Source organism: Acinetobacter sp. WCHAc060025 (assembly GCF_004209355.1).
GTDB classification, from domain to species: Bacteria; Pseudomonadota; Gammaproteobacteria; order Pseudomonadales; family Moraxellaceae; genus Acinetobacter; species Acinetobacter wuhouensis.
Genome location: NZ_SGSX01000005.1, coordinates 182,054 through 202,089, shown reverse-complemented (window position 1 = coordinate 202,089; position 20,036 = coordinate 182,054). Strand labels below are relative to the sequence as shown.

15 protein-coding genes are annotated in these 20,036 nt (G+C 36.7%); 9 read left to right on the top strand and 6 right to left on the bottom strand.

Going from position 1 to position 20,036, the window contains the following annotated elements:
• Positions 1-218: 218 nt before the first annotated feature.
• From EXE09_RS06160 to tssH, 6 genes are read right to left on the bottom strand one after another with little or no spacing between them, the layout of a single operon-like run.
• Positions 219-1,202 carry a M15 family metallopeptidase gene (locus EXE09_RS06160; RefSeq protein WP_130116679.1) on the bottom strand — a complete coding sequence of 328 codons (984 nt, stop codon included), beginning with the start codon at positions 1,200-1,202 and terminating at the stop codon, positions 219-221.
• Complete coding sequence (locus tag EXE09_RS06155; RefSeq protein WP_087553882.1) at positions 1,199-1,771, bottom strand: hypothetical protein; 573 nt, start codon at positions 1,769-1,771, stop codon at positions 1,199-1,201. The genes EXE09_RS06160 and EXE09_RS06155 overlap by 4 nt, the downstream gene beginning before the upstream one ends.
• A gap of 15 nt (positions 1,772-1,786) precedes the next feature.
• A complete protein-coding gene (locus EXE09_RS06150) occupies positions 1,787-2,587 on the bottom strand; it encodes a DotU family type IV/VI secretion system protein (protein WP_130112620.1) in 801 nt (266 codons plus the stop codon).
• A 13-nt stretch (positions 2,588-2,600) separates the two neighbouring features.
• Positions 2,601-3,965, bottom strand: coding sequence for a type VI secretion system baseplate subunit TssK (gene tssK / locus EXE09_RS06145; RefSeq protein WP_068975199.1), 1,365 nt, complete (start codon positions 3,963-3,965; stop codon positions 2,601-2,603).
• 6 nt (positions 3,966-3,971) lie between these two features.
• On the bottom strand, positions 3,972-5,078 hold the full coding sequence (gene tssA / locus EXE09_RS06140; protein ID WP_130116678.1) for a type VI secretion system protein TssA: 1,107 nt from the start codon (positions 5,076-5,078) through the stop codon (positions 3,972-3,974).
• A gap of 17 nt (positions 5,079-5,095) precedes the next feature.
• Entirely contained in the window at positions 5,096-7,774 is a 2,679-nt protein-coding gene (gene tssH / locus EXE09_RS06135; RefSeq protein ID WP_130116677.1) for a type VI secretion system ATPase TssH, read from the bottom strand.
• A 421-nt stretch (positions 7,775-8,195) separates the two neighbouring features.
• Between tssH and EXE09_RS06130 the strand changes: the two genes are divergently transcribed.
• From EXE09_RS06130 to tssM, 9 genes are all read left to right on the top strand, one after another.
• A complete protein-coding gene (locus tag EXE09_RS06130) occupies positions 8,196-8,795 on the top strand; it encodes a hypothetical protein (RefSeq protein WP_228257170.1) in 600 nt (199 codons plus the stop codon).
• 33 nt (positions 8,796-8,828) lie between these two features.
• Complete coding sequence (tssB, locus tag EXE09_RS06125) at positions 8,829-9,338, top strand: type VI secretion system contractile sheath small subunit (RefSeq protein ID WP_068975195.1); 510 nt, start codon at positions 8,829-8,831, stop codon at positions 9,336-9,338.
• A complete protein-coding gene (tssC, locus tag EXE09_RS06120) occupies positions 9,331-10,815 on the top strand; it encodes a type VI secretion system contractile sheath large subunit (protein ID WP_068975194.1) in 1,485 nt (494 codons plus the stop codon). The genes tssB and tssC overlap by 8 nt, the downstream gene beginning before the upstream one ends.
• Positions 10,816-10,862: 47 nt before the next feature.
• A complete protein-coding gene (locus EXE09_RS06115) occupies positions 10,863-11,366 on the top strand; it encodes an Hcp family type VI secretion system effector (RefSeq protein ID WP_068975193.1) in 504 nt (167 codons plus the stop codon).
• A 62-nt stretch (positions 11,367-11,428) separates the two neighbouring features.
• Positions 11,429-11,902, top strand: coding sequence for a type VI secretion system baseplate subunit TssE (gene tssE / locus EXE09_RS06110; RefSeq protein ID WP_068975192.1), 474 nt, complete (start codon positions 11,429-11,431; stop codon positions 11,900-11,902).
• 20 nt (positions 11,903-11,922) lie between these two features.
• Complete coding sequence (gene tssF, locus EXE09_RS06105; RefSeq protein WP_130116675.1) at positions 11,923-13,731, top strand: type VI secretion system baseplate subunit TssF; 1,809 nt, start codon at positions 11,923-11,925, stop codon at positions 13,729-13,731.
• Positions 13,695-14,687 (top strand): type VI secretion system baseplate subunit TssG, encoded by a 993-nt coding sequence (tssG, locus tag EXE09_RS06100; RefSeq protein WP_130116674.1) that lies wholly within the window; start codon positions 13,695-13,697, stop codon positions 14,685-14,687. The genes tssF and tssG overlap by 37 nt, the downstream gene beginning before the upstream one ends.
• Positions 14,688-16,079: a hypothetical protein gene (locus EXE09_RS06095; protein WP_130116673.1), complete on the top strand. Its 1,392-nt coding sequence runs from the start codon at positions 14,688-14,690 to the stop codon at positions 16,077-16,079.
• Between the two features lie 36 nt (positions 16,080-16,115).
• On the top strand, positions 16,116-20,027 hold the full coding sequence (gene tssM, locus EXE09_RS06090) for a type VI secretion system membrane subunit TssM (protein WP_228257172.1): 3,912 nt from the start codon (positions 16,116-16,118) through the stop codon (positions 20,025-20,027).
• The last annotated feature ends 9 nt before the right edge of the window (positions 20,028-20,036 follow it).

The following is a 20,036-nucleotide window of genomic DNA, read 5'->3' as shown; positions in this document are numbered from 1 at the left end:
GTAGAAATAGTTGGGGGTGTTTTTTTATTGGACGGAAAATATATGTACGAAGTGGCAGTATTTTTAGGTTTACATTTCCATCACTCAAAGCGCTGAAATATATAATTAAGAAAGCCTCGACATCCTGTCGAGGCTTTCTTATATTCATTATTGTAGTGAGTGGATTTCGTCGCATTGCGTAAGTTATAGCGTATATTAAAGCGCAATTAAATAGATAATCAATTCGAACTAATATTGTTCGCCATTAAACCTTGTCCTTGAGCTTCTGCTATCAATCTTTCCGCTGATTCACGGTTTTTACGAAGTCCTGGCATGCGGAATTCTGTATGACCATAGTCATGAATACGTGTCCAACGTCCTCCCCATGTTAAGCCAACAGATTCAGCAACAACACCATAAAGTTGATAGCCTTTCCATGCCCAAGGATCACGTTCAGAAATAACAACTTTTCCATCACGTTTAAATGCAACGTCAGCCGCTAAACCAAATTGATGATAACTTTGATAGGCTTTTGCTAATGTTGTTGCTGCATTTCCAGATAAACGTGTTTGGCGCTCAGGACTACGATAACCTTCGAGGAGAACCATTTCATAACCGTGTCGTTCTTTCATAATTTTAAAGACCATGAGTAATCGCTGTTTATAGCTTGGGTGCATTTTGTCCCATTTACGGTCAATCATTGTTGTATCAAAGCTACTACGTTGGTCCCCAAACTCTTCGTTGTCAATAACAGTTGGATTGCCAGCTGGGATTTGCAGACTTGGTATGGGATTTTGTCCCTCTAATATTTGAGCTTGTATAATTGCGGCATCAATTAAACCTTCATCTACTTCTGGCGGTGGACTCAAAATTTCACCGTTGAGTAAGGCGTAAATTTGTGGGTCAGTTTTTCTTAAATATTCAGCTTCCACTTTAGTTGGATCAATGGGGCGAGTAAATGCAAAAACTAGGATGCTTGATAATAAGAAAAAGCCAGCAATCAAGATCCACCACTGCTGTAGATGCCAATGTGTTTGCGTTTGATTTGCTGATGCAGCCTGATTCATTTGCTCAGCAAAACTTTTTGCTGAGTCAAACTTACTTTTTCCATGTGGTATTAAAGATTTAAAAAAGTCTATTGTTTTATGCCGTAGCTCATAAGACATTAAAAAGCTAAGGCAGAGTACAAGGAGAATAAAACAACAAACAACAAACAAAATCATGGTTTGTCTTCAACAACCTTTTTTTCAATCGACATTTTCACGGAACCTTCTGGTGAAATTTCTTCTGGTTCTGGCTTAATCTCTTTTGCAGCAACTTTGATATTAGCCTCAGGTTTTGGTTTTACCTGATTTGTAGTCGGCTTTATGGTTGTACTTTGTGGTTTATGAATTGTAGGGGGAAGTTGTTTAACTTCAGGTTTAATAATTTGTTCAAATGGAGAACCGCTCGGATTTTTTTGTTCTGTAGATTTATTTTCATGCTTAAACATTTTATTAAAATCTTTATCATCCATATGCTGTTTATAAGCGACAGAACTTTCATCATGATGTGATGCTGAATTCTCTTCATCACGAGATTCATTGGATTGTTGTATTTCTGATGAGGGATCCGTTATTGCTGTTGTATTTAAGTTTTTTGTCGAATTGATCTGCATAAAAGCTAAGAAAAAAATACTGGCGATGATAACACCAGTCAGTAATCCTAATAAAAAAATCGTCGATTGACCTAAAGTCTTCTTTGTAGGTTTACTTTGTAATATTCTAATCGATGTTTGTTTTTCTTGTGTCATGATATTACCCGATCATTAAGGCAAGTGAATCGTAATATTGGCTTGTTCCGCAGGTGCTGAAATCACATTATTAAATTTAGCGAGAGAGGCATTTTCATTTTTATTTAACATGAATCTTAATCCTGTAAATGCAAGTAAGGCAAAGATGAGTAAGAATATTAAGATCCAGGCAAAGGGCAATTCACGATGAATAATATTTTTGATCTGATCTGGCAATGCAGCAAATGGTGAGAAAGCAGTCTTTTTACCTTTAAGGTAATCAATTTCATCACCCACGCGTGCAACCAAATGATTCAAACTTTCAATGGATTCAATTCGATATTTACCTTGAAAACCAAGTAGTAAGCAATAATGAAATACTTCCATTGAAGCCAATCGTTCTTTACCTCGTCCTCGAATCAGTTCTAAAAACTCAAAAAAACGATAACCTGCAAGCTGTGAACCAAACAAAGTCAATTGTAGTGGGCTAATCAACCAATGGTTTTGCAGATTAAAAAATGCAGGATCTTGTTGTGTCACGATAGTTTCATCAAGTAGTGCACAATAGGCATACTTCGCATCATGAATATCTTCAGGTGAAAACTGTAGTTTTTTCGCTTGATGTTCAAAACGATTGAGTAAATCTAAAATCTTCTCTTTAAAACGATCTGCATTTTCAGGGACATACTGATTTTTAATCAGGAATACGATATAAAAACCATCATGAAGCAAGTCGACCAAATTTGTTGCTTGCGTATTTTTAGATTGTTGCGGTAAAGAACCGATACCAATTTGTCCATCATCGAATAGTGAAGGAGCTGCATTATTTTGATTCATTTAATTATTCTCCTTACCCATTCATCACAGCGATTAATTCAATACTAATGTCTTGGAATCCCGCAGGGACATAGATACAGATTGTTTCTGAATCAAGCATGCGTTGATACATTTCATGATGTGGTTCTATTTCAAAATAACTCACACCTGAACGTACTGGGATTGCGGTTGGAATCTGAACCAAATGATGAATTGGAATTGCTGGAAGAGCCGCGACCACACGTTGTTCAACATCGACGGTATTACCGACTTTAAAGCGCAATGGAACGATCTGAATCAGTTCATGGGTTTGCATCATACTGCTAGATACAGCAATATACAGCCTAGTTTCTTTGGTGATTTTATCTGTTTCAAGACTTCCAACCCAATAAGATGGACGAATTTCTTTTAGTGCAATGCTGATATAACGGCTCGAGATAATCGTATCTAAAAGTTCACGTAAAATTTTATCGAGCTGGGTAAAACTATCTTGTAAATTATGGTGTTGGTATTGAGGTAAATGTTCAACTTCATATGCCGTTGAAAATGTTAACAAAGAGCCTGTTAAACGTAATAATTCAAAGAATAATTTTTCTGGGTGAATTTGCGGATTCTGTAATAGATGGTTTAATGTTGCATGTGCTGTATTTAATGCATTGACCAACCAGAAAGAAACAATATCACCAGAACGAAATTCAATCAGCTTTTGTTCATTTTCACGATTATTGGTTTGAATCATTTTAATTTTTGCACGAACGACATTCAACGTACGTTTTAGATTCGACAGCAATGTTTCGTTAGATTGGATATGTAAAATCGGTGGAATATATTTCGTATCTAATTCAAAACTGCCAGAACTATGTCTTTTTATTTTACCAATCGCTAAATATAAAAAACCATCCAAGTCTTGATTCGGATCAGCTTGGACATCAAAAAGTTTGAATTCAGTACGACGTCTGAGGAATGTAATCTCAGCTGGTGTCGCATCAGTAAATAAATCATGCGTTTCATTGAGATAGGAATGATAACGTGCAGGTTGTTTATCTAGATCATCTGAAAGATTTTTCTTATTTGGCTGTAACAACGGTAAAGCCAAATAGATGACCATTTCACCACGTAAATTTAGCTCATCCAATAAGATTGGCTGTGGTAATAAATCTTTAGCAGGTGCTTGATAAATCTCACCATCTTGCCAAATCATGTCGATCTGTTCTAAAGCAAGGATATGTGTACCGAGCTGAGTTTCATCAAAGCGTAAATTTTTTATTCCGTAAGGATATGGAATTGTTGAGCGAATCGTATGATTTAAACGTTGTTCTTGATAGCTATCTTGTAATTGGAAATGCTGTGGTCTTAAAAATAAACCTTCACCCCAAAGTATTTTTTCTGCTTTAAACATAAATTATTACCACTCTGAAGATTCATTATTTTGGTTTACACCCAACAATTCTTGAATAGAATCAAGAGGGTTTTCATTTTTAATGACTTGAGTTAACCATTCATGCAAAGGCATTTGGCTCCACTTAATGGTTTTTTGTAGCATATAACTGACTGGGCTATGTGGTTCATTGGTTTGAAAATAATCTGCAATATCTTGTAAAACACGCATCGCTTGTTCACGATTTTGTAAATGGCTTTGCGGTTGAGGCTGAAAGCCTTGAGCTTGCTGAACAATAGGATGCGCAAGGTTTTCATTTGTTGCTACAGGATTAGCTTGTACGGGATTATCTTCAGTAGCCGCGACGTGAGTCGTACTTCCAAATGATTCTGCTTTATAGATTTTTTTCAGATTCATTTGAATATTTTCAAGTTGTGAATCAATACTCGCGAAACTAGGCGCTTCTAACTCCATTAAAGCGTCAAGGACTTGTTTAATAATATTCCAGTGCTGCAAAATTTCTTGAAATTGCTGATAACTTTGGTATTGAAAGGTACGAGAAGTATTAAAAAGTGCTTGATTGAATTGGTCCAATTCTACAGAAGCTTCTACACTATCTGAATCTTCAGCTTGTTTGCGTCGAGTATTTTGTAAGTGTAAAAAACTTTCATACTGCGCAAGAGAGTAGAATGGCTGAATATTAATCAGTGGAACATTCTTAATTAAGTTCGGAAGTTGGGTTGTAAACCCTTGTAATAAGCCAAGTCGTTGATCCAAATCGTCATCTTCAATTTCAGGATGAAGCTTGAGCCAATACTGTTCCAATACACGGTGACTAAGTTCAAGCCCTTTGATTAGACCTTCAAAACCATATAAATTTGCCCAAGCTTCCGTCAACCACGTAAGTAGGCGGATATCTTTGGTTTTTTCTGACAATAATTGAACGGTTTTGTCTGCTACAAATGACCAATCTGCTTGTTTCGGTTCGGCAACCCAATCACCTTGGTCAAGCAAAGGATCATCATGCGTGCGTGCTTTTTTAATGTCATGAAAATCATTGGAAAATGATAAATCATCACCACATGGATGTTCTTCTGATAGGGGTTCTAATAATGCGTCTAAATTAATATCCATTTTCTATACTCGTATATTTAAGCTTCCACACTCTTTGTCTTTTTACTGGTTTTTTTCTTAGCGACTTTGTCTTGTGGATCTAAAAGGTAAATGATTTCATCATCTTTCACATCGATATGAATTGTCTTTGGAAGTTTTTGCTCAGCCAATGCAACCAAGATTTCAGTGGCTAAAGCTGGTAGTACTGTAGAGTTTAAAATATTGTCTACATTGCGTGCACCACTATCGACTTCAGTGCAACGACTTAAAATCAATTCAATTAAATCATCACTATGCGTAACTTTTGTTTCATATTGTTTTTCTAAACGCGCAGTAATTTTGCCTAATTTATGCACGATAATACGGACTAAAAGATCATCATGAAGTGGGAAGTACGGCACAATTCGCATACGACCAAGGAAAGCAGGTTTGAATTGTTTGTATAAACTTGGTTTAAGCTGTTCGATCAGTTCGTCTGCATTTGGCCACTCTTCAACAGGCTGGTTAAGGCAAGCTTGCATAATGGCATTTGAGCCAGTATTTGAGGTGAGTAAAATCGTGGTATTTTTAAAATCAATCACACGACCTTCGCCATCTTCAAGTGTGCCTTTATCAAATACTTGATAGAAAAGCTCTTGCACGTCACTGTGAGATTTTTCGATTTCGTCCAATAGCACAACACTATACGGATTACGACGCACAGCTTCTGTCAGTACACCACCTTGACCATAACCGACATAGCCTGGAGGCGCACCTTTTAAGGATGAAACTGTATGTGCTTCTTGGTACTCAGACATATTGATGGTGATGAGGTGTGACTCACCACCATAGAGTTCATTTGCAAGTGCTAAAGCAGTCTCTGTTTTACCCACACCACTCGGACCGACAAGCATGAATACACCTTGTGGCTTATTCGGGTCTTCTAAACGCGCTTTTGAGGTCTTAATACCTTGAACCAGTTGATGAAGTGCATAGTCTTGTCCCATCACACGCTGTTCAAGCTTTTCTTCTAAACTTAAAATCTGTTTGATCTCATCATTGACCATTTTTCCGACAGGAATACCTGTCCAATCAGAAATAATTTCATTGATGATCTGTGCATTAACACGTTCAAAAACAAGAGGTTCTTGACCTTGGGATTCGTGTAGCTGCGAACGAATTTTTAGAATTTCATCCTTTGTCGTTTGTTGGTCAGCAGTTTCGCCTTGTTCTAAGCCTTGAATTTGTTGAATAAAATGAAGTTCGGTTTGCCACTGCTTTTCAGTATTTTCAATATCTTGATTGAGAACATCCAAAGATGCTTTGAGTTGAGTTAAGCGCTCGTCATGAATAGGATTATGCAAGTGCTCATTTTCAATAATGTTTAATTCAAGATTCAAATTATGCTGTTGTGCTTTAAGCTGATCTAGTTTCACCGGTTGAGCATTTTGAGTCAGTGCAACACGTGCAGCAGCTGTGTCAAGTACACTAATCGCTTTATCTGGTAGTTGGCGACCACTGATATAACGATGTGATGAATGAACTGCTGTTACGATCGCTTCATCATCAATACGTAAATTAAAATGATTTGCCATGACTGGGATCATGGCACGTAGCATATCAATTGCCACTTCTTCAGTAGGTTCTTCAACTTTAACCACTTGGAAGCGACGACTTAAAGCTGCATCTTTCTCAAAATACTGTTTATATTCAGCCCAAGTTGTTGCCGCGATTGTTCTTAACTCACCACGTGCAAGCGCAGGCTTTAATAAATTCGCTGCATCATTTTGCCCAGCTTGCCCACCAGCACCAATCATAGTGTGTGCTTCATCTATAAATAAGATAATCGGATGTGCTGATTGTTGGACTTCTTGAATGACTTGTTTTAAGCGATTTTCGAACTCACCCTTAACACTTGCACCTGCTTGTAACAGTCCCATATCCAAGGAATGTACTTGCACATTTTTTAATGCATCAGGGACTTGGTTTTGGGAAATTTTTAAAGCTAAGCCTTCAACAACAGCAGTCTTACCAACACCAGGTTCACCTGTCAAAATCGGGTTGTTTTGACGTCGACGCATTAAAATATCGAGCATTAAGCGAATTTCATATTCACGGCCAATGACAGGGTCAATGCCCCCTTTTTTGGCTTTTTCAGTTAAATTAATCGTGAATTGATCCAATGCTGGTGTTTTTTTAGTTACATTATCTGATTTAGTATTAACTGCTACTTCTTGAGCATCATTCTCCTGATTATTCACTTGAATATTTTCAGAACTGTTCAAGCAAATTTCTAGAAACTTATGCTTCATTGTATCGATCGGGAACAGATCAAATAAACTAGACGCCCGAATCGCAATTTGATAAAGATCAGATGCTGTAAGAAGGGCAATCAACAAATGACCACTTCGGATGACAGGATCTTGTTCAGCTGAAGCTAATAACCATGCTTGTTCTAACAGCCGAACTATAGATTTTGAAAAGATAGGAGTACGCGTATTTCCTTTTGGGAGTTGCGAAATACATTCAAGTAAATCGGCAACTAAACCATCTTTAGAGATTTTGTATTTGTTTAGTAATATTTCAATATCATTTTGTGGTTGTTCTAATAATTTGACAAAAAAATGCTCAATTTCGATTTCAAAATTTTGATGATTTACACATAAATTTGCAGATTGTTCTAATGAAGTACGAGATGAAGTTGATAGTTTTTTAATTAAAACTTTTAAATCTGTCATTTTTTTCTCTCATGAATACACTGTTTTCTAGTGACTAAATTATAAATTTTCTAACTGGCAATACTTTAAATTTATATTAGTATATAAAAATCAAAGACTTAATAATTTTCAAAATTCGTCTAAAAAATATTTTACATAAAAAATAATTTTTGTGAAGGTGTCATATTGTGTATATTATTTATTTTTCATAAAAAGTATTAAAAATTAATAATTTATATTTTTGATACGAAAATTAACTTGACGGGTTAGGTTTTTTTTAGTTTTATTTTGAAGAAATTTTAAAATAAACATAGCAGTTTTAAATATACAAACCTATAAAACATCTATAGTAAATCATTGAAAAACTGAAATTATGAGAATATTGAGGTTAGTTTTGAATAAGAATTTTATTTCATGCTTTTTAGTTCTTGGAGCATCACTTGTGACTAGTTTCACTTACGCAGATGATGAAATCAAACTAAAAAAATCGTGTATTAAAGATTATCCAGTCGTGGCAGGTGAAACGAGCCCAGAGCTCTTGTCGATCTATGCTCAAGTTTGTGATAAGAAAAATAAAGATAATAAGGACATGCTTTTGGTATCAGCTGCTGAAAAATTTCAGCAACTTGGGAAAAATGATAAAGCATTGCAACTCGTGAATTTTTTGGAAGGTCAAAATATACAAAGCACAACACTGACTGATGTTAAATTTCTTGCAGGCATTAGCCTTGCAAAGGATGCTTTGAATAAAATGATCAATACCGAAGTTAGATATTTGTCTGAAGAAAAAACCTATCCAGTTGCCAAGAGTTTCGTTGATGCTGTTAAAAGTGCAGCACCAGCAGCTGTTTTGGTTGAAAAACAGGAAAGTCAAGCATCTTCAGTAACCAAGACAACAAAACCAGCAAAAGTTAAGCCAGCTAAAACCTTGCGTCCAACTACACCAACGCGAGCTGTGACAACAGTTGCGCCGTCAGTTAAGCCACCCAAAGCACAGCCTGCTACATCTGCACCAAAAAACCCTTTTGGTGATTTGAAATAATATTAAAGTTTGGATTAGATAAGGATAATACACATGGCAAAACGTGAAAGTGTACAGAAGAAATTGCAAAGAATTAGACCACCTCGAGTTCAACTTACCTATGATGTAGAAGTTGGTGACGGCAAAGAAGTAAAAGAACTTCCTTTTGTTGTTGGTGTTTTAGGTGACTTTTCTGCAGCTTCAGAATTAGAGAAAACGAAATTAAAAGATAAAAAATTCGTCAATGTTGATTTAGAAAATATTGATGAAGTTATGGAATCATTGTCTCCACGAGCAGCTTATCAAGTCGAAAACACTTTGACTGAAGAAGGTGGCCGTATGTCAGTTGATTTGACATTTAAATCAATGGCAGATTTTAGACCTGAGAATGTTGTACAGCAGGTAGATCCTCTGAAAAAATTGGTTGAGGCACGTGAGCGTTTAACTGACTTGAGAAATAAAATTTCGAATAGTGAACGTTTAGAAGATTTGCTTGATGAAGTTTTACAAAACACTGATCAGATTCGTAAATTAAGTGCAGAGGCGGGTCCTGATCATGAGTAATTTACAAGCAAATAATGCACAACAAGATACAGCTGTAGAAGAGATTGGTTTACTTGATTCAATTGTAGAACGTAGTCGAATTGCACGTAATGATGAAGAGCATGATCGTGCCAAAAGCTTGATTGGTGAATTAGCCAAAGAGGTGATGGCGGGAACAATTACTGTTTCTGAGAATATGTCTTTGTCGATTGATAAACGTATCGCTGAAATTGATGCATTAATCTCAAAGCAACTCAGCCAAATCATGCATCACGAACAATTTCAGAAAATTGAATCGACTTGGCGCGGTTTATATTATTTCTGTCAAGAATCACCTTCGAATCCTTTAATTAAAATTCGTATGTTGAATACAACGAAAAAAGAGTTGGTGAAAGATTTCCAAGGTGCGACAGATTTCGATCAAAGTACGTTATTCAAAAAAGTCTATGAAGAAGAATATGGCTCATTTGGTGGAGCACCATATGCAACATTAATTGGTGATTTTGAATTTGACCGTACGCCTTCAGATATGTACCTATTGGAACAGATGTCACATGTTGCGGCGGCAGCTCATGCACCGTTTATCTCGGCTGCAAGTAGTAATATGTTGGGATTAGAGTCATTTACCGATATTGATCGTCCACGTGATGTTTCAAAAGTTTTTGAAACAGCAGAATACGTACAATGGCGTTCTTTCCGTGAAAGTGATGACTCTCGCTATGTTGCTTTGACAATGCCGAGAGTTTTAGGACGTTTGCCTTATGATCCTAAAGAAGGTTGGGCAACGGAAGGCTTTAATTTTGTAGAAGATGTTTCAGGTCAAAACCATGATGAATATCTATGGATGAATGCTGCATATGCTTTTGGTACACGCTTAACTAATGCATTTGATCAACATGGTTGGTGTGCTGCGATTCGTGGTGTTGAAGGTGGTGGCATGGTTGAAGGCTTACCAGTACATACGTTCAAAACTAATGATGGTGAAGTTGCATTTAAATGCCCAACTGAGATAGCGATTACTGATCGACGTGAAAAAGAATTAAGCGATCTAGGTTTTATTCCGTTAGTTCACTGTAAAAATACGGACTACGCTGCATTTTTTGGTGCGCAATCGACTCAAAAGCCGAAGAAATATGATAGTGATACAGCCAATGCGAATTCTTCGTTGTCGAGTCAGATTCAATACATTATGGCTGTTTCTCGTATTGCACATTATTTGAAAGCAATGATGCGCGATAAAGTCGGTAGTTTTGCATCTGCGGGAAATATTGAGGCTTTCCTGAATGAGTGGTTGTCACAATATGTACTCCTAGATGATGGAGCTTCACAGGAAGCTAAAGCGCAATATCCGCTTCGTGAGGCTTCTGTAAAAGTTGTAGAAAATCCTGCTGAGCCAGGCCACTACAAGTCTGTGGTTTTTTTAAGACCACATTTCCAGCTGGATGAGTTGTCGGTTTCATTGCGACTTGTTACTGAGTTACCTCAGTCCTCGAATTAAATTAGAGTGTAGCTAAATAATAACTTTAAAAAATAAGGGTAATTCCAATGAAAGATATATACGTTCGTTTTCAAGGTAAATACAAAGTAGATGGCGAGTCGCGTGATTCTGAGCACAAAAATTGGCTAGAAGTTAATTCTTGGTCTCATAATATTCGTCAACCAAAATCTGCTACTTCATCAAGCGTTGGTGGTCATACTGCTGAACGTGTAGAGCATTCAGATATGGTTTTCGTTAAAGATTTGGATGCAACAAGTCCAAAACTTTGGGAAGCTTCTTCTGCTGGTTATACATTTGATGAAGTACAAGTTGATTTTTATCGTGCAAATGGTGAAAAGCGTATCAAATATCTTCAAATCAAATTGAAACATGTACTGATTTCAAGTGTAACTCCTTCTGTAAATGAAGAAGGTGTACCAACTGAATCATTTGGTTTGAAATATGCAGCAGTAGAATGGACTTATTTACAACAAGATATTAGCGGAAATGCTAAAGGTACTGTTGTTTCTAAATGGTCTCTATCTACAAATACAGCAGCATTCAATGCGTAATTAGATGTAAGACAGAAGGGGCATCAATGTCCCTTCTGTTACTCTACATAAGAATTTAATCTATGAATTTAGATCAACTTTACCCCTATGGATTTCGATCTACATTATTTGATCGTTTAATCGTTGAAGATGAGTATAGCAAAGGGCTTTCATTAAAAGAGCTGAGAGATTCCGTTGCTCAAGATTTAGAAGACTTACTGAATACACGTATAGCCAAACTTGATACAGATTTTGATGATTATCCTCAGGCAAAAAAGTCAATTGTTCAATTTGGAATTATTGATTTTGTAGGACTTTCTACTGCAAATCCAACAGACCGAGATACGATTTGCCAATCAATAGAACAATCCATTGCCGCACATGAGCCTCGATTAAAGCAAATTAAAGTAGAAATGCAATTAGATGACCAAAATGTAGGGTCTTTATGTTTAAGTATTCAAGCTTACTTAAATATCCACCCACTGTATGAACCCGTAATTTTTGATGCCTTACTTAAACCAACAACACAACAATATGAAATTTCAGCAAAATCTTAAAAATATAAAGTGGGTATGTCGTGATCGAAGAACTTTTACCGTATTATGAAAAGCAACTACAAGAATTTGGACAGCAGTCCCGTTTATTTGCAGATAAATATCCTAAAATTGCACAGCGATTATCATTAAACCAAGAACAAATTGATGATCCTCATATCGAACGTTTGATTCAAGCCTTTTCCTTAATTGCTGCGCGTATCGATAAAAAATTAGCCGATAGTTATGATATTTTTACTCGTTCTTTATTTGAGGTGATGTTCCCTCAATATTTACGCCATTTTCCAGCTTGTTCTGTTGTCAGCTTTGAAGATATTAATAAACAAAAACAACTTACAGAAGCACATGTAATTGCTAAAGGAACGTCGTTAAAGTCTAGAAGTTTTAAAGGTGTGCAATGCGAGTTTACGACGAGTGCTGAAGTCCGCCTTTTACCGATCCAATTAGAAAGTTTAAGTTTTCAAACCAATCCGAGTGCGCATATTCACCTCAATCAAAATGCGACTTTAAATTTAAAATTTGATTTGTTAAATCCTGCTAAGAATTGGTTAAAGCTTGAGAAGCTCCCCATTTATTTAGATGCAATTTCAAATTTTCCGCTACAAGTTCTAGATCATATCTTTCATAAGGATACCAGTTTTAGTCTGCGGATAAATCAAAAAGTCATTTCAATTAAAAATCCATTTGAAGTCATGGGTTTTGATGAAAATGAAAGTATATTGCCTATCGATCAGCATACACATCATGCTTATCGTTTGTTGATTGAATATTTTTGCTTTCCTGAAAAATTCAGTTATTTAAATTTGAATTTAGATGTTCTTAAGCACTTAAAATCAGAACAGCAGAGTTTTGAAATTCAAATTCATTTAAAACTCAATTTAAATGATCAAGCAATTATTCGTAATTATTCAGAATTGAATGTGGCGAATTTTAAATTGTTTACGAGCCCAGTTGTCAATCTATTTGAAAAGCAAGCTGAACCACAAAAAATCAATCATAAAAATTTAGAATATCCTTTAATTACAGATGCACATCATCCTGAATTTTATCAAGTTTATTCGATTGTCGAGATGAATTTGATTCGTGAGAAAAGTAATCAAGATCAGGTGATTTATCCAATCTTGCCATTTTTTGCAATGAGTCATTATCATGGCGATGATGTTCAGTTTTTTTATGCACTGAATCCAACGATTTTACAAAATCAGTTCGTAGAAACGGGTTATTCAATTATCTCTAAAGATCTCGAGCCACAAAGCATTAAGTCTGATTTTGTGAGTTGTAAGCTATTGTGCTCAAATCGTGATCTGCCACATGAAGCATTGGGGCAGTCGAATAATGTCTTGAATTTGAATGACAGTACCATTGCTCGCCGCGCATTGGTTCTGAAAAGACCGACAGAACCATTTCAATTTGAAAAAAATAAAAATGAACAATGGCGCATTATTTCGCATCTTTCTTTAAATACTTTGGCGCTGATGAAAGGCGATGCAGTGAGTCATATTAAAGAATTATTAGAACTTTATAACTTACCAAAATCTAAAGAAAATCATTTAATTATTGATGCGATTAAAACCATTGAATTTGAGATTACCCATAAGTTAGTCGAAGCAAAACCGTTCCCGATGTTTGTTCGAGGCGTCAAAGTTCTAATCGATATTGATGCTCAAGTTTTCCGTGGGCATAGTTTGTATATTTTCAGCCAGTTGATCAGTCATATTTTCAATTTAAAAGTACAAATGAACAGTTTTGTGGATGTTTTTGTCCGAGATCATAATACTAAACAGGAGTTATACCAATGCGCACAGAACGTTGGTGGCAAGAAGCTTCTGTAGTAGATGAGCTTTTTAAAACACCTACAGCCTATGAATTTGTTCAAACCACGCGTTTGTTACGACATGCTCCTCAAGTTTCGACACTGAAAAATTGGTCTGATGACTTTCAATTTGAATGTTCACTGAACCTCAATTTTCCAAAGCATGAAGTTGAGTCTTTGCTACAAGATGATGAAAAGATCCAGATCACCAATCTGATTGTAGGTTTAACAGGTATGCAGGGTGCGATGCCTTATACCTATACCAATAAAGTTAAACAGGCACCACGTAAGCAGCGTGTTGAGATACAGAAATTTCTAGGTTTATTCAATCATAAGCTTACCGCTCAGTTTGTCGATGCTAGTCTGAGTTATAACTTGCCTGTGCGATATGAAGTAGAAAAAGAAAATCACTATTTAGATATTTTGCATGCGCTGAATGGCTATATTCGTAATCAGCATCAGCAAGATGATTTAGATGATTATTTCGCTGAATTTGCAGGCTTGATGCAAGGGCAAAATAATACAGCACATGCATTGAAAACGATGCTTGCCTGTGTTTTTAATGAGTCGGTAGAAGTCAAAGAATATATTCCTGAAAAATTTAAGTTAGGCGATGAGCAAAGAACAAAATTGGGTGGTCAGCAGCCTTTTTTACTGGGGGTAAATACTTTTTGTGGTGAAACTATTCGTCAAATTGACGGCAAGATTGAAATTCAAATCGGTCCTTTGAGTTATGCCCAGTATTTAGACTTTTTACCAAAGAAAAAACACAGTAAAAAATTAAAGAAAATTTTGCAAAGTTGGTGTAGCCCAACTTTATTGGTTGATCTTCGATTGATTCTGGCTAAAGAAGAAGTTCAGCCTTTGCAGTTGAGTTCTAAGACTCAAGTGGGTTTGGCGCAAGGTGCTTTTGTGATGCCTAAACTACAAAGTGATAATGATGAAACGTGCTATTCGCTCATTGGGGTGTCATAGATGATTAAATTAATTCTTGGAACCTTCATCAGCATGCTTGTGTTGGTTTCATTGGTTGTGGTGTTTTATTGGCGTGATACCAAATATGATCCAAGTGGGTCAGATTTTCTTATTTTTTTTGGTTTAATCCCGCTTGGTATCACGATGTTGGTTATGGCACCTGTCATCATCAAAAAATGGTATAGCGGTCGTCAAGAAAAGAAAGAGCAACAACAATTAGAAGAGCAAAAACGTTCAGAGCAACAACAAGAAGCTGAAGAGATCACTGAGGAAGAAATAGAATCGGTGAGTTTAAAAGTATATGCCGCTTCGAGTCTGAGTGCTTTGGGTGAAAATGAAATGCATTTGAACCAGTTAAAAGAGGGTATAAGTGCAGAGCTGGACCAAAAACTAGTAAACGGATATGGGCTACCTATTCTGTCTTATCGAATTCAAGAAATTGAAGATGATTTGGAAGATGTTGAATCCAGTATATCGAATCGCCAAAAGCGGATGACCACACTGATTCAGCAACAGTTAGAACAAAATACTGAAACCTTGTATCAAATCGCAGAACAACTCAAAAATTCAGCGATGTTTTATGATGCTAAATTGGCACTTGAATATCGTATGCATCCGGCTTGGATAAACCCAAATCAAGAATATGATGACGAAACTACAGAACAAGCTACAGTTGAAGCAGTTCCACGATTGAATCGTTTAAATGTCCATCTAATTTTGCCTGAAAATTTATTTCATGCGTGGAATGAAACAGAAGGATCAGAGCTGATCCATCATTACTTAACTGAACTGGGCATTATCGATCAACAGTTTGATACGGAATATCACTATTGGGGAGAGACAACAGCTTATCAAGATTGGATTAAATTATTGAAAAGAATTGAATTGCAGGATTCAGAAGTATCATTGTTGATTGCTGTAGATTCAGAAATTGACCAAGAAACGGTCGATGATCGTACTTGGATGAGTGAAAAATATATTCCGTCAGAATATATTAGTACCTGTTGTATTGGTAATTCAAAGGTTGAATTACAAAATATACAGGTCAGTAAATCGATTCGTATTACTTTAAATTCAAATCAAGCAGTAAAAACATTAAAACATTTAAATTTAGACCTGAGTGAACAGTTTGCTCAAGAGCAGCCATTTGTTTTGGTTTTGGATGATCAGACCGATTTTAAACAATTAAAGAAATTGGAACAAAACTTCGCGGATACAGCGATCGAAGCACATCATTATATTTATAGTAAAGAGAGTTTAGGGCATACCCAAGCATTATCTAAAATCTTCAGCTTTATGTTGAGTTTACAGTTAGATGAGGCTTTATTTGCTTATGTATATAGTGCAGATCATCAACAGACTCAAGTTGTGGTTGGGACTGAGTTTGCATAGACATTACAGATAATTTAGAAAGAAATAGAGAAAATGATATATACAATATTAGGTTTTGTTTGGCAGTACGTAACAAATCCGAAAGCGATTATTGCGCTGTCGATATTTGTTGCAATCGTATCTTCGTACAGTGCCGTACCACGTAAATATTTTGTGATGATGATGGCTGCCTATGTACTTGGGTTGATCATTTATGGGATCTATTGGTTATTTCAACGCCGTAAACATGCTGAACAAGGTGAAGCACTAGCTGAAGCGATTGAACAAGACAATACGGCTGAATACGGTAAGCAAAAAGATAAAGAAGAATTAACGCTGATTAATCAGCAAATGAAAGATTCCATCCAATTGATTCGTAAATCAAAATTGGGTGATAAAAGTGGTAATGCTGCGCTTTATGAGTTGCCATGGTATATGGTGATTGGTAACCCTGCGGCAGGGAAGAGTTCTGCGATTTACCATTCGGGCTTAAAGTTTCCATTCGAAGAAACACATCAAAAAGTGGTGTCTTCTGGTTTAAGTGGTACACGTAATTGTGATTGGTTCTTTTCAACAGAAGGGGTCTTGTTGGATACAGCTGGTCGTTATTCAGTCTATTCGGAAGATCATTCTGAATGGTTGGGTTTCCTCAGTATTCTCAAAAAGAATCGTTCTAAAGCTCCAATCAACGGCTTAATTGTGATTGTGAGTGTGGCTGAATTGGTCAGCCAAAGCCCTGAAAAATCAATTAAATTGGCAAAAAGCTTAAGAGCACGTATTCAAGATTTAACTGAACGTTTAGAAATTTTTGCACCTGTTTATTTAGTTTTTTCAAAAATGGATTTGATTGCTGGATTCACAGAATTTTTTGAATGTTATGAAGCTGCTGAGTTCGACCAAGTTTGGGGTGCAACACTGCCTTATGACCCTGAGTCATTGAATAATGCCGTGGAACATTTCGAGAAGCACTACAATATTTTATATGATGGTTTAAAAGGGGTGAGTACGACGCATTTAAGCCGTCGTCATGCGCAGAATATCTCTCCAAGTGTGATGACATTCCCACTGGAATTTAAGACTTTAAAGCCTGTTTTAAAAACTTTTATTGGGACATTATTTGAAGAAAATCCGTATCAATTTAAACCTGTATTCCGTGGTTTCTATTTCACCAGTGCCTTACAAGAAGGTGTGATTGAAAGCCCAATGACGGAACAGATTGTGGACGATTTTCAACTGTCTAAAATCCCAAATAGTGAACACGGTATTCCGCAAAATTCTATTTCTCAAAACCATGGTTATTTCTTAAAAGGTTTATTCTCAGAAGTGATTCTGAAAGATAAAAACTTGGTGAAACAACATATTAACCCTACGACGAAACGTAAGCGTTATTTAGGTTTTATTGCGGCGTTGTTAGGGGTGTCGATTATCCTTGGTTTATGGGTTTGGTCATATCGTAACAACCAACAGTTGATTGCAGATGTTCAAGCAGATTTAAACAAAGTTGTGCAAATGGAGCAAAGTTCAGGTCAAGAGCTGTCTACTCAAATAGATTCTTTATTGATCTTGCAACAACGTTTAGAGCAATTGGATGATTTCGATGCACATCGCCCATTGAAGTTTTCATTTGGTCTGTATCAGGGTAATGAGTTAAGAGAAAAGTTAAAAGCTGAATATCTAAAAGGTGTTAAACAAATTGTACTTACACCAAGTCAGCAGAATATAGCTCAGTTTTTACAGCGTGTTAAAAACAATGAACAAGTGCTCAAACAAAATCATGTCAATGTAGAAATTAAGCAAACTTCATCGAGTCAAATTGCTTCTGAACCTTTAGATACCAATCCACAAGATGCATACAATGCACTGAAAGCTTATTTGATGATGAGTAATCCACAATATATGGATGCAAGTCATTTAAGTGATCAAGTCACTCGCTTCTGGCGTTCATGGTTAGATGCCAACCGTGGTCAAATGCCACGTGGTGAAATGATGCAGAAAGCGGAAAAGATTTTAAGTTATTCAATGACTTTGGCGAATGATAAAAAATTCCCAGTATTGGAATCAGATGCTCAATTGGTAGATCAATCTCGCCAAGTGTTGCTTTCTGTTGTTCGTGGTATGCCTGCGCGTGATCGTGTCTATAACGAAATTAAAATGCGTGCTGCGGTACGTTATCCAGCGATCACTGTGGCGCAGATCGTGGGCGAAGCAAATCGTAATGTCATGTTAGGAGGATATGCCTTACCTGGTGTGTTCTCACAAAAAGCATGGGATGAATATGTTGATAAAGCGATCGAAGAAGCTGCAAACAAACCTACGGATACCAGAGATTGGGTATTAAATAGTACACAGTCTGATGACTTAACATTTAGTGGCAGTCCAGATCAAATCCGTAAACAACTGACAAAACTATATAAGCAAGAATATATTGCTGAATGGAAAAAATTTATCAATGCAACGCACTATGCCAAAGGCCCTGATTTTGCTCAGCAAACCAAGATCATGGATGTATTAGGTGAGCCACAAAACTCTCCAATTCGTACTTATATAGACCGTGTAGCTAAAGAAACCAGTTGGGACAATCCAGTGGTTCAAGCTGAATTGGCAGCACCACAAACAGGTTTTATTGCTTGGTTTAAACGTAAAGTTTTAGGGCAAGGTAAAACTGAGGATGTTCAACGTGCATCAAATCAACAACAAGGAGAAATTTCTCAACAGTTCCAAGTGTTTTATCAACTGATCCGTAAACGTGATGACTTACAAGACAAATCTTTGCTTGATGACTATTTACAAAATATGGCTCAGGTGAGAAGTAAGTTAAATGATTTACGCAGTGCAGGCGATTTTGGACCAAGTGCTTTGGCATTGGCGAAAGCAACCATTAATGATCAAAGTTCTGTATTTAATGCAACGCAAAAAGTGGTTGATGAAAAATTAACTGTTGGTTTGGGAGAATTAGATCAGCAGATGGTACAAAAGTTATTGGTAAGCCCATTGACTCAATCCTTTGATAGTTTGTTGGTTCCTGCACAGGATGAAATTAATAAACTATGGTCACTTCAAGCGTATCAACCATTTAATCAAACGCTTGCACAAAAAGTACCATTCAACTCATCAGGTACAATTCAAGCCACCAGTAATGAAATTGGTCAGATTTTTGGGGATAACGGAAGTATTTCTAGATTCGTCAAAGAAACGCTCGAACCATTTGTGATTCGCCGTGGTTATACCTTGTCTTCTAAAACATGGAAGAACATGGGAATCGGTTTAAATCCTGAGTTTGTTACTGCTTTTGAACAATATACGACACCTGTGAATGGTACTGCTACAGCAGGAGGTGGAGGTACTTCTGCACCGACCAATCAGTCAAACTTCCAGTTCTATCCTTTACCAAACAATAAATTATTGTCTTATACCATTGATATTGATGGACAACGTTTGGTTTATGAAAATGGTGTTCAACAATGGGTGAACTTTATTTGGCCAAATCCAAACTCTATTCCAGGCGCTCGAATTACTGCGATTGATTTGGACGGACAGACACACACTATTTTCGAAGAACCGGGTGAATATGGTATTAACAAGCTGATTGATAGTGCACAACGTAAGCCATTGAATGGCAGTTTTGAAATGACATGGGCAAGCAGACAAAATGCGGACTTATTTGTCAAACTTCAATTCCGTTTGATTAGTGGTAATGCATCAAATCCGATTGGTTCAAATCGTGGCTATGTCGGATTGAAGTTGGTTGATCGTGTCACCAGTCCAAAAGCACAACTTGTTGTTGCCGCACAACAAGCACCAGCAAGTGCAGTACCGAATCCAAAAGCAGCTTCACCATTTGGTGGTACAGCAACATCACCATCTGCACCTACACAACCGAGTACAGCAAAACCTCAAGCGACACCTGCATCACCATCCACAGCACCTGCTGCAAACACTACAGCAAATCATGGTGGGGTAACTCAATGATAAAAGGAA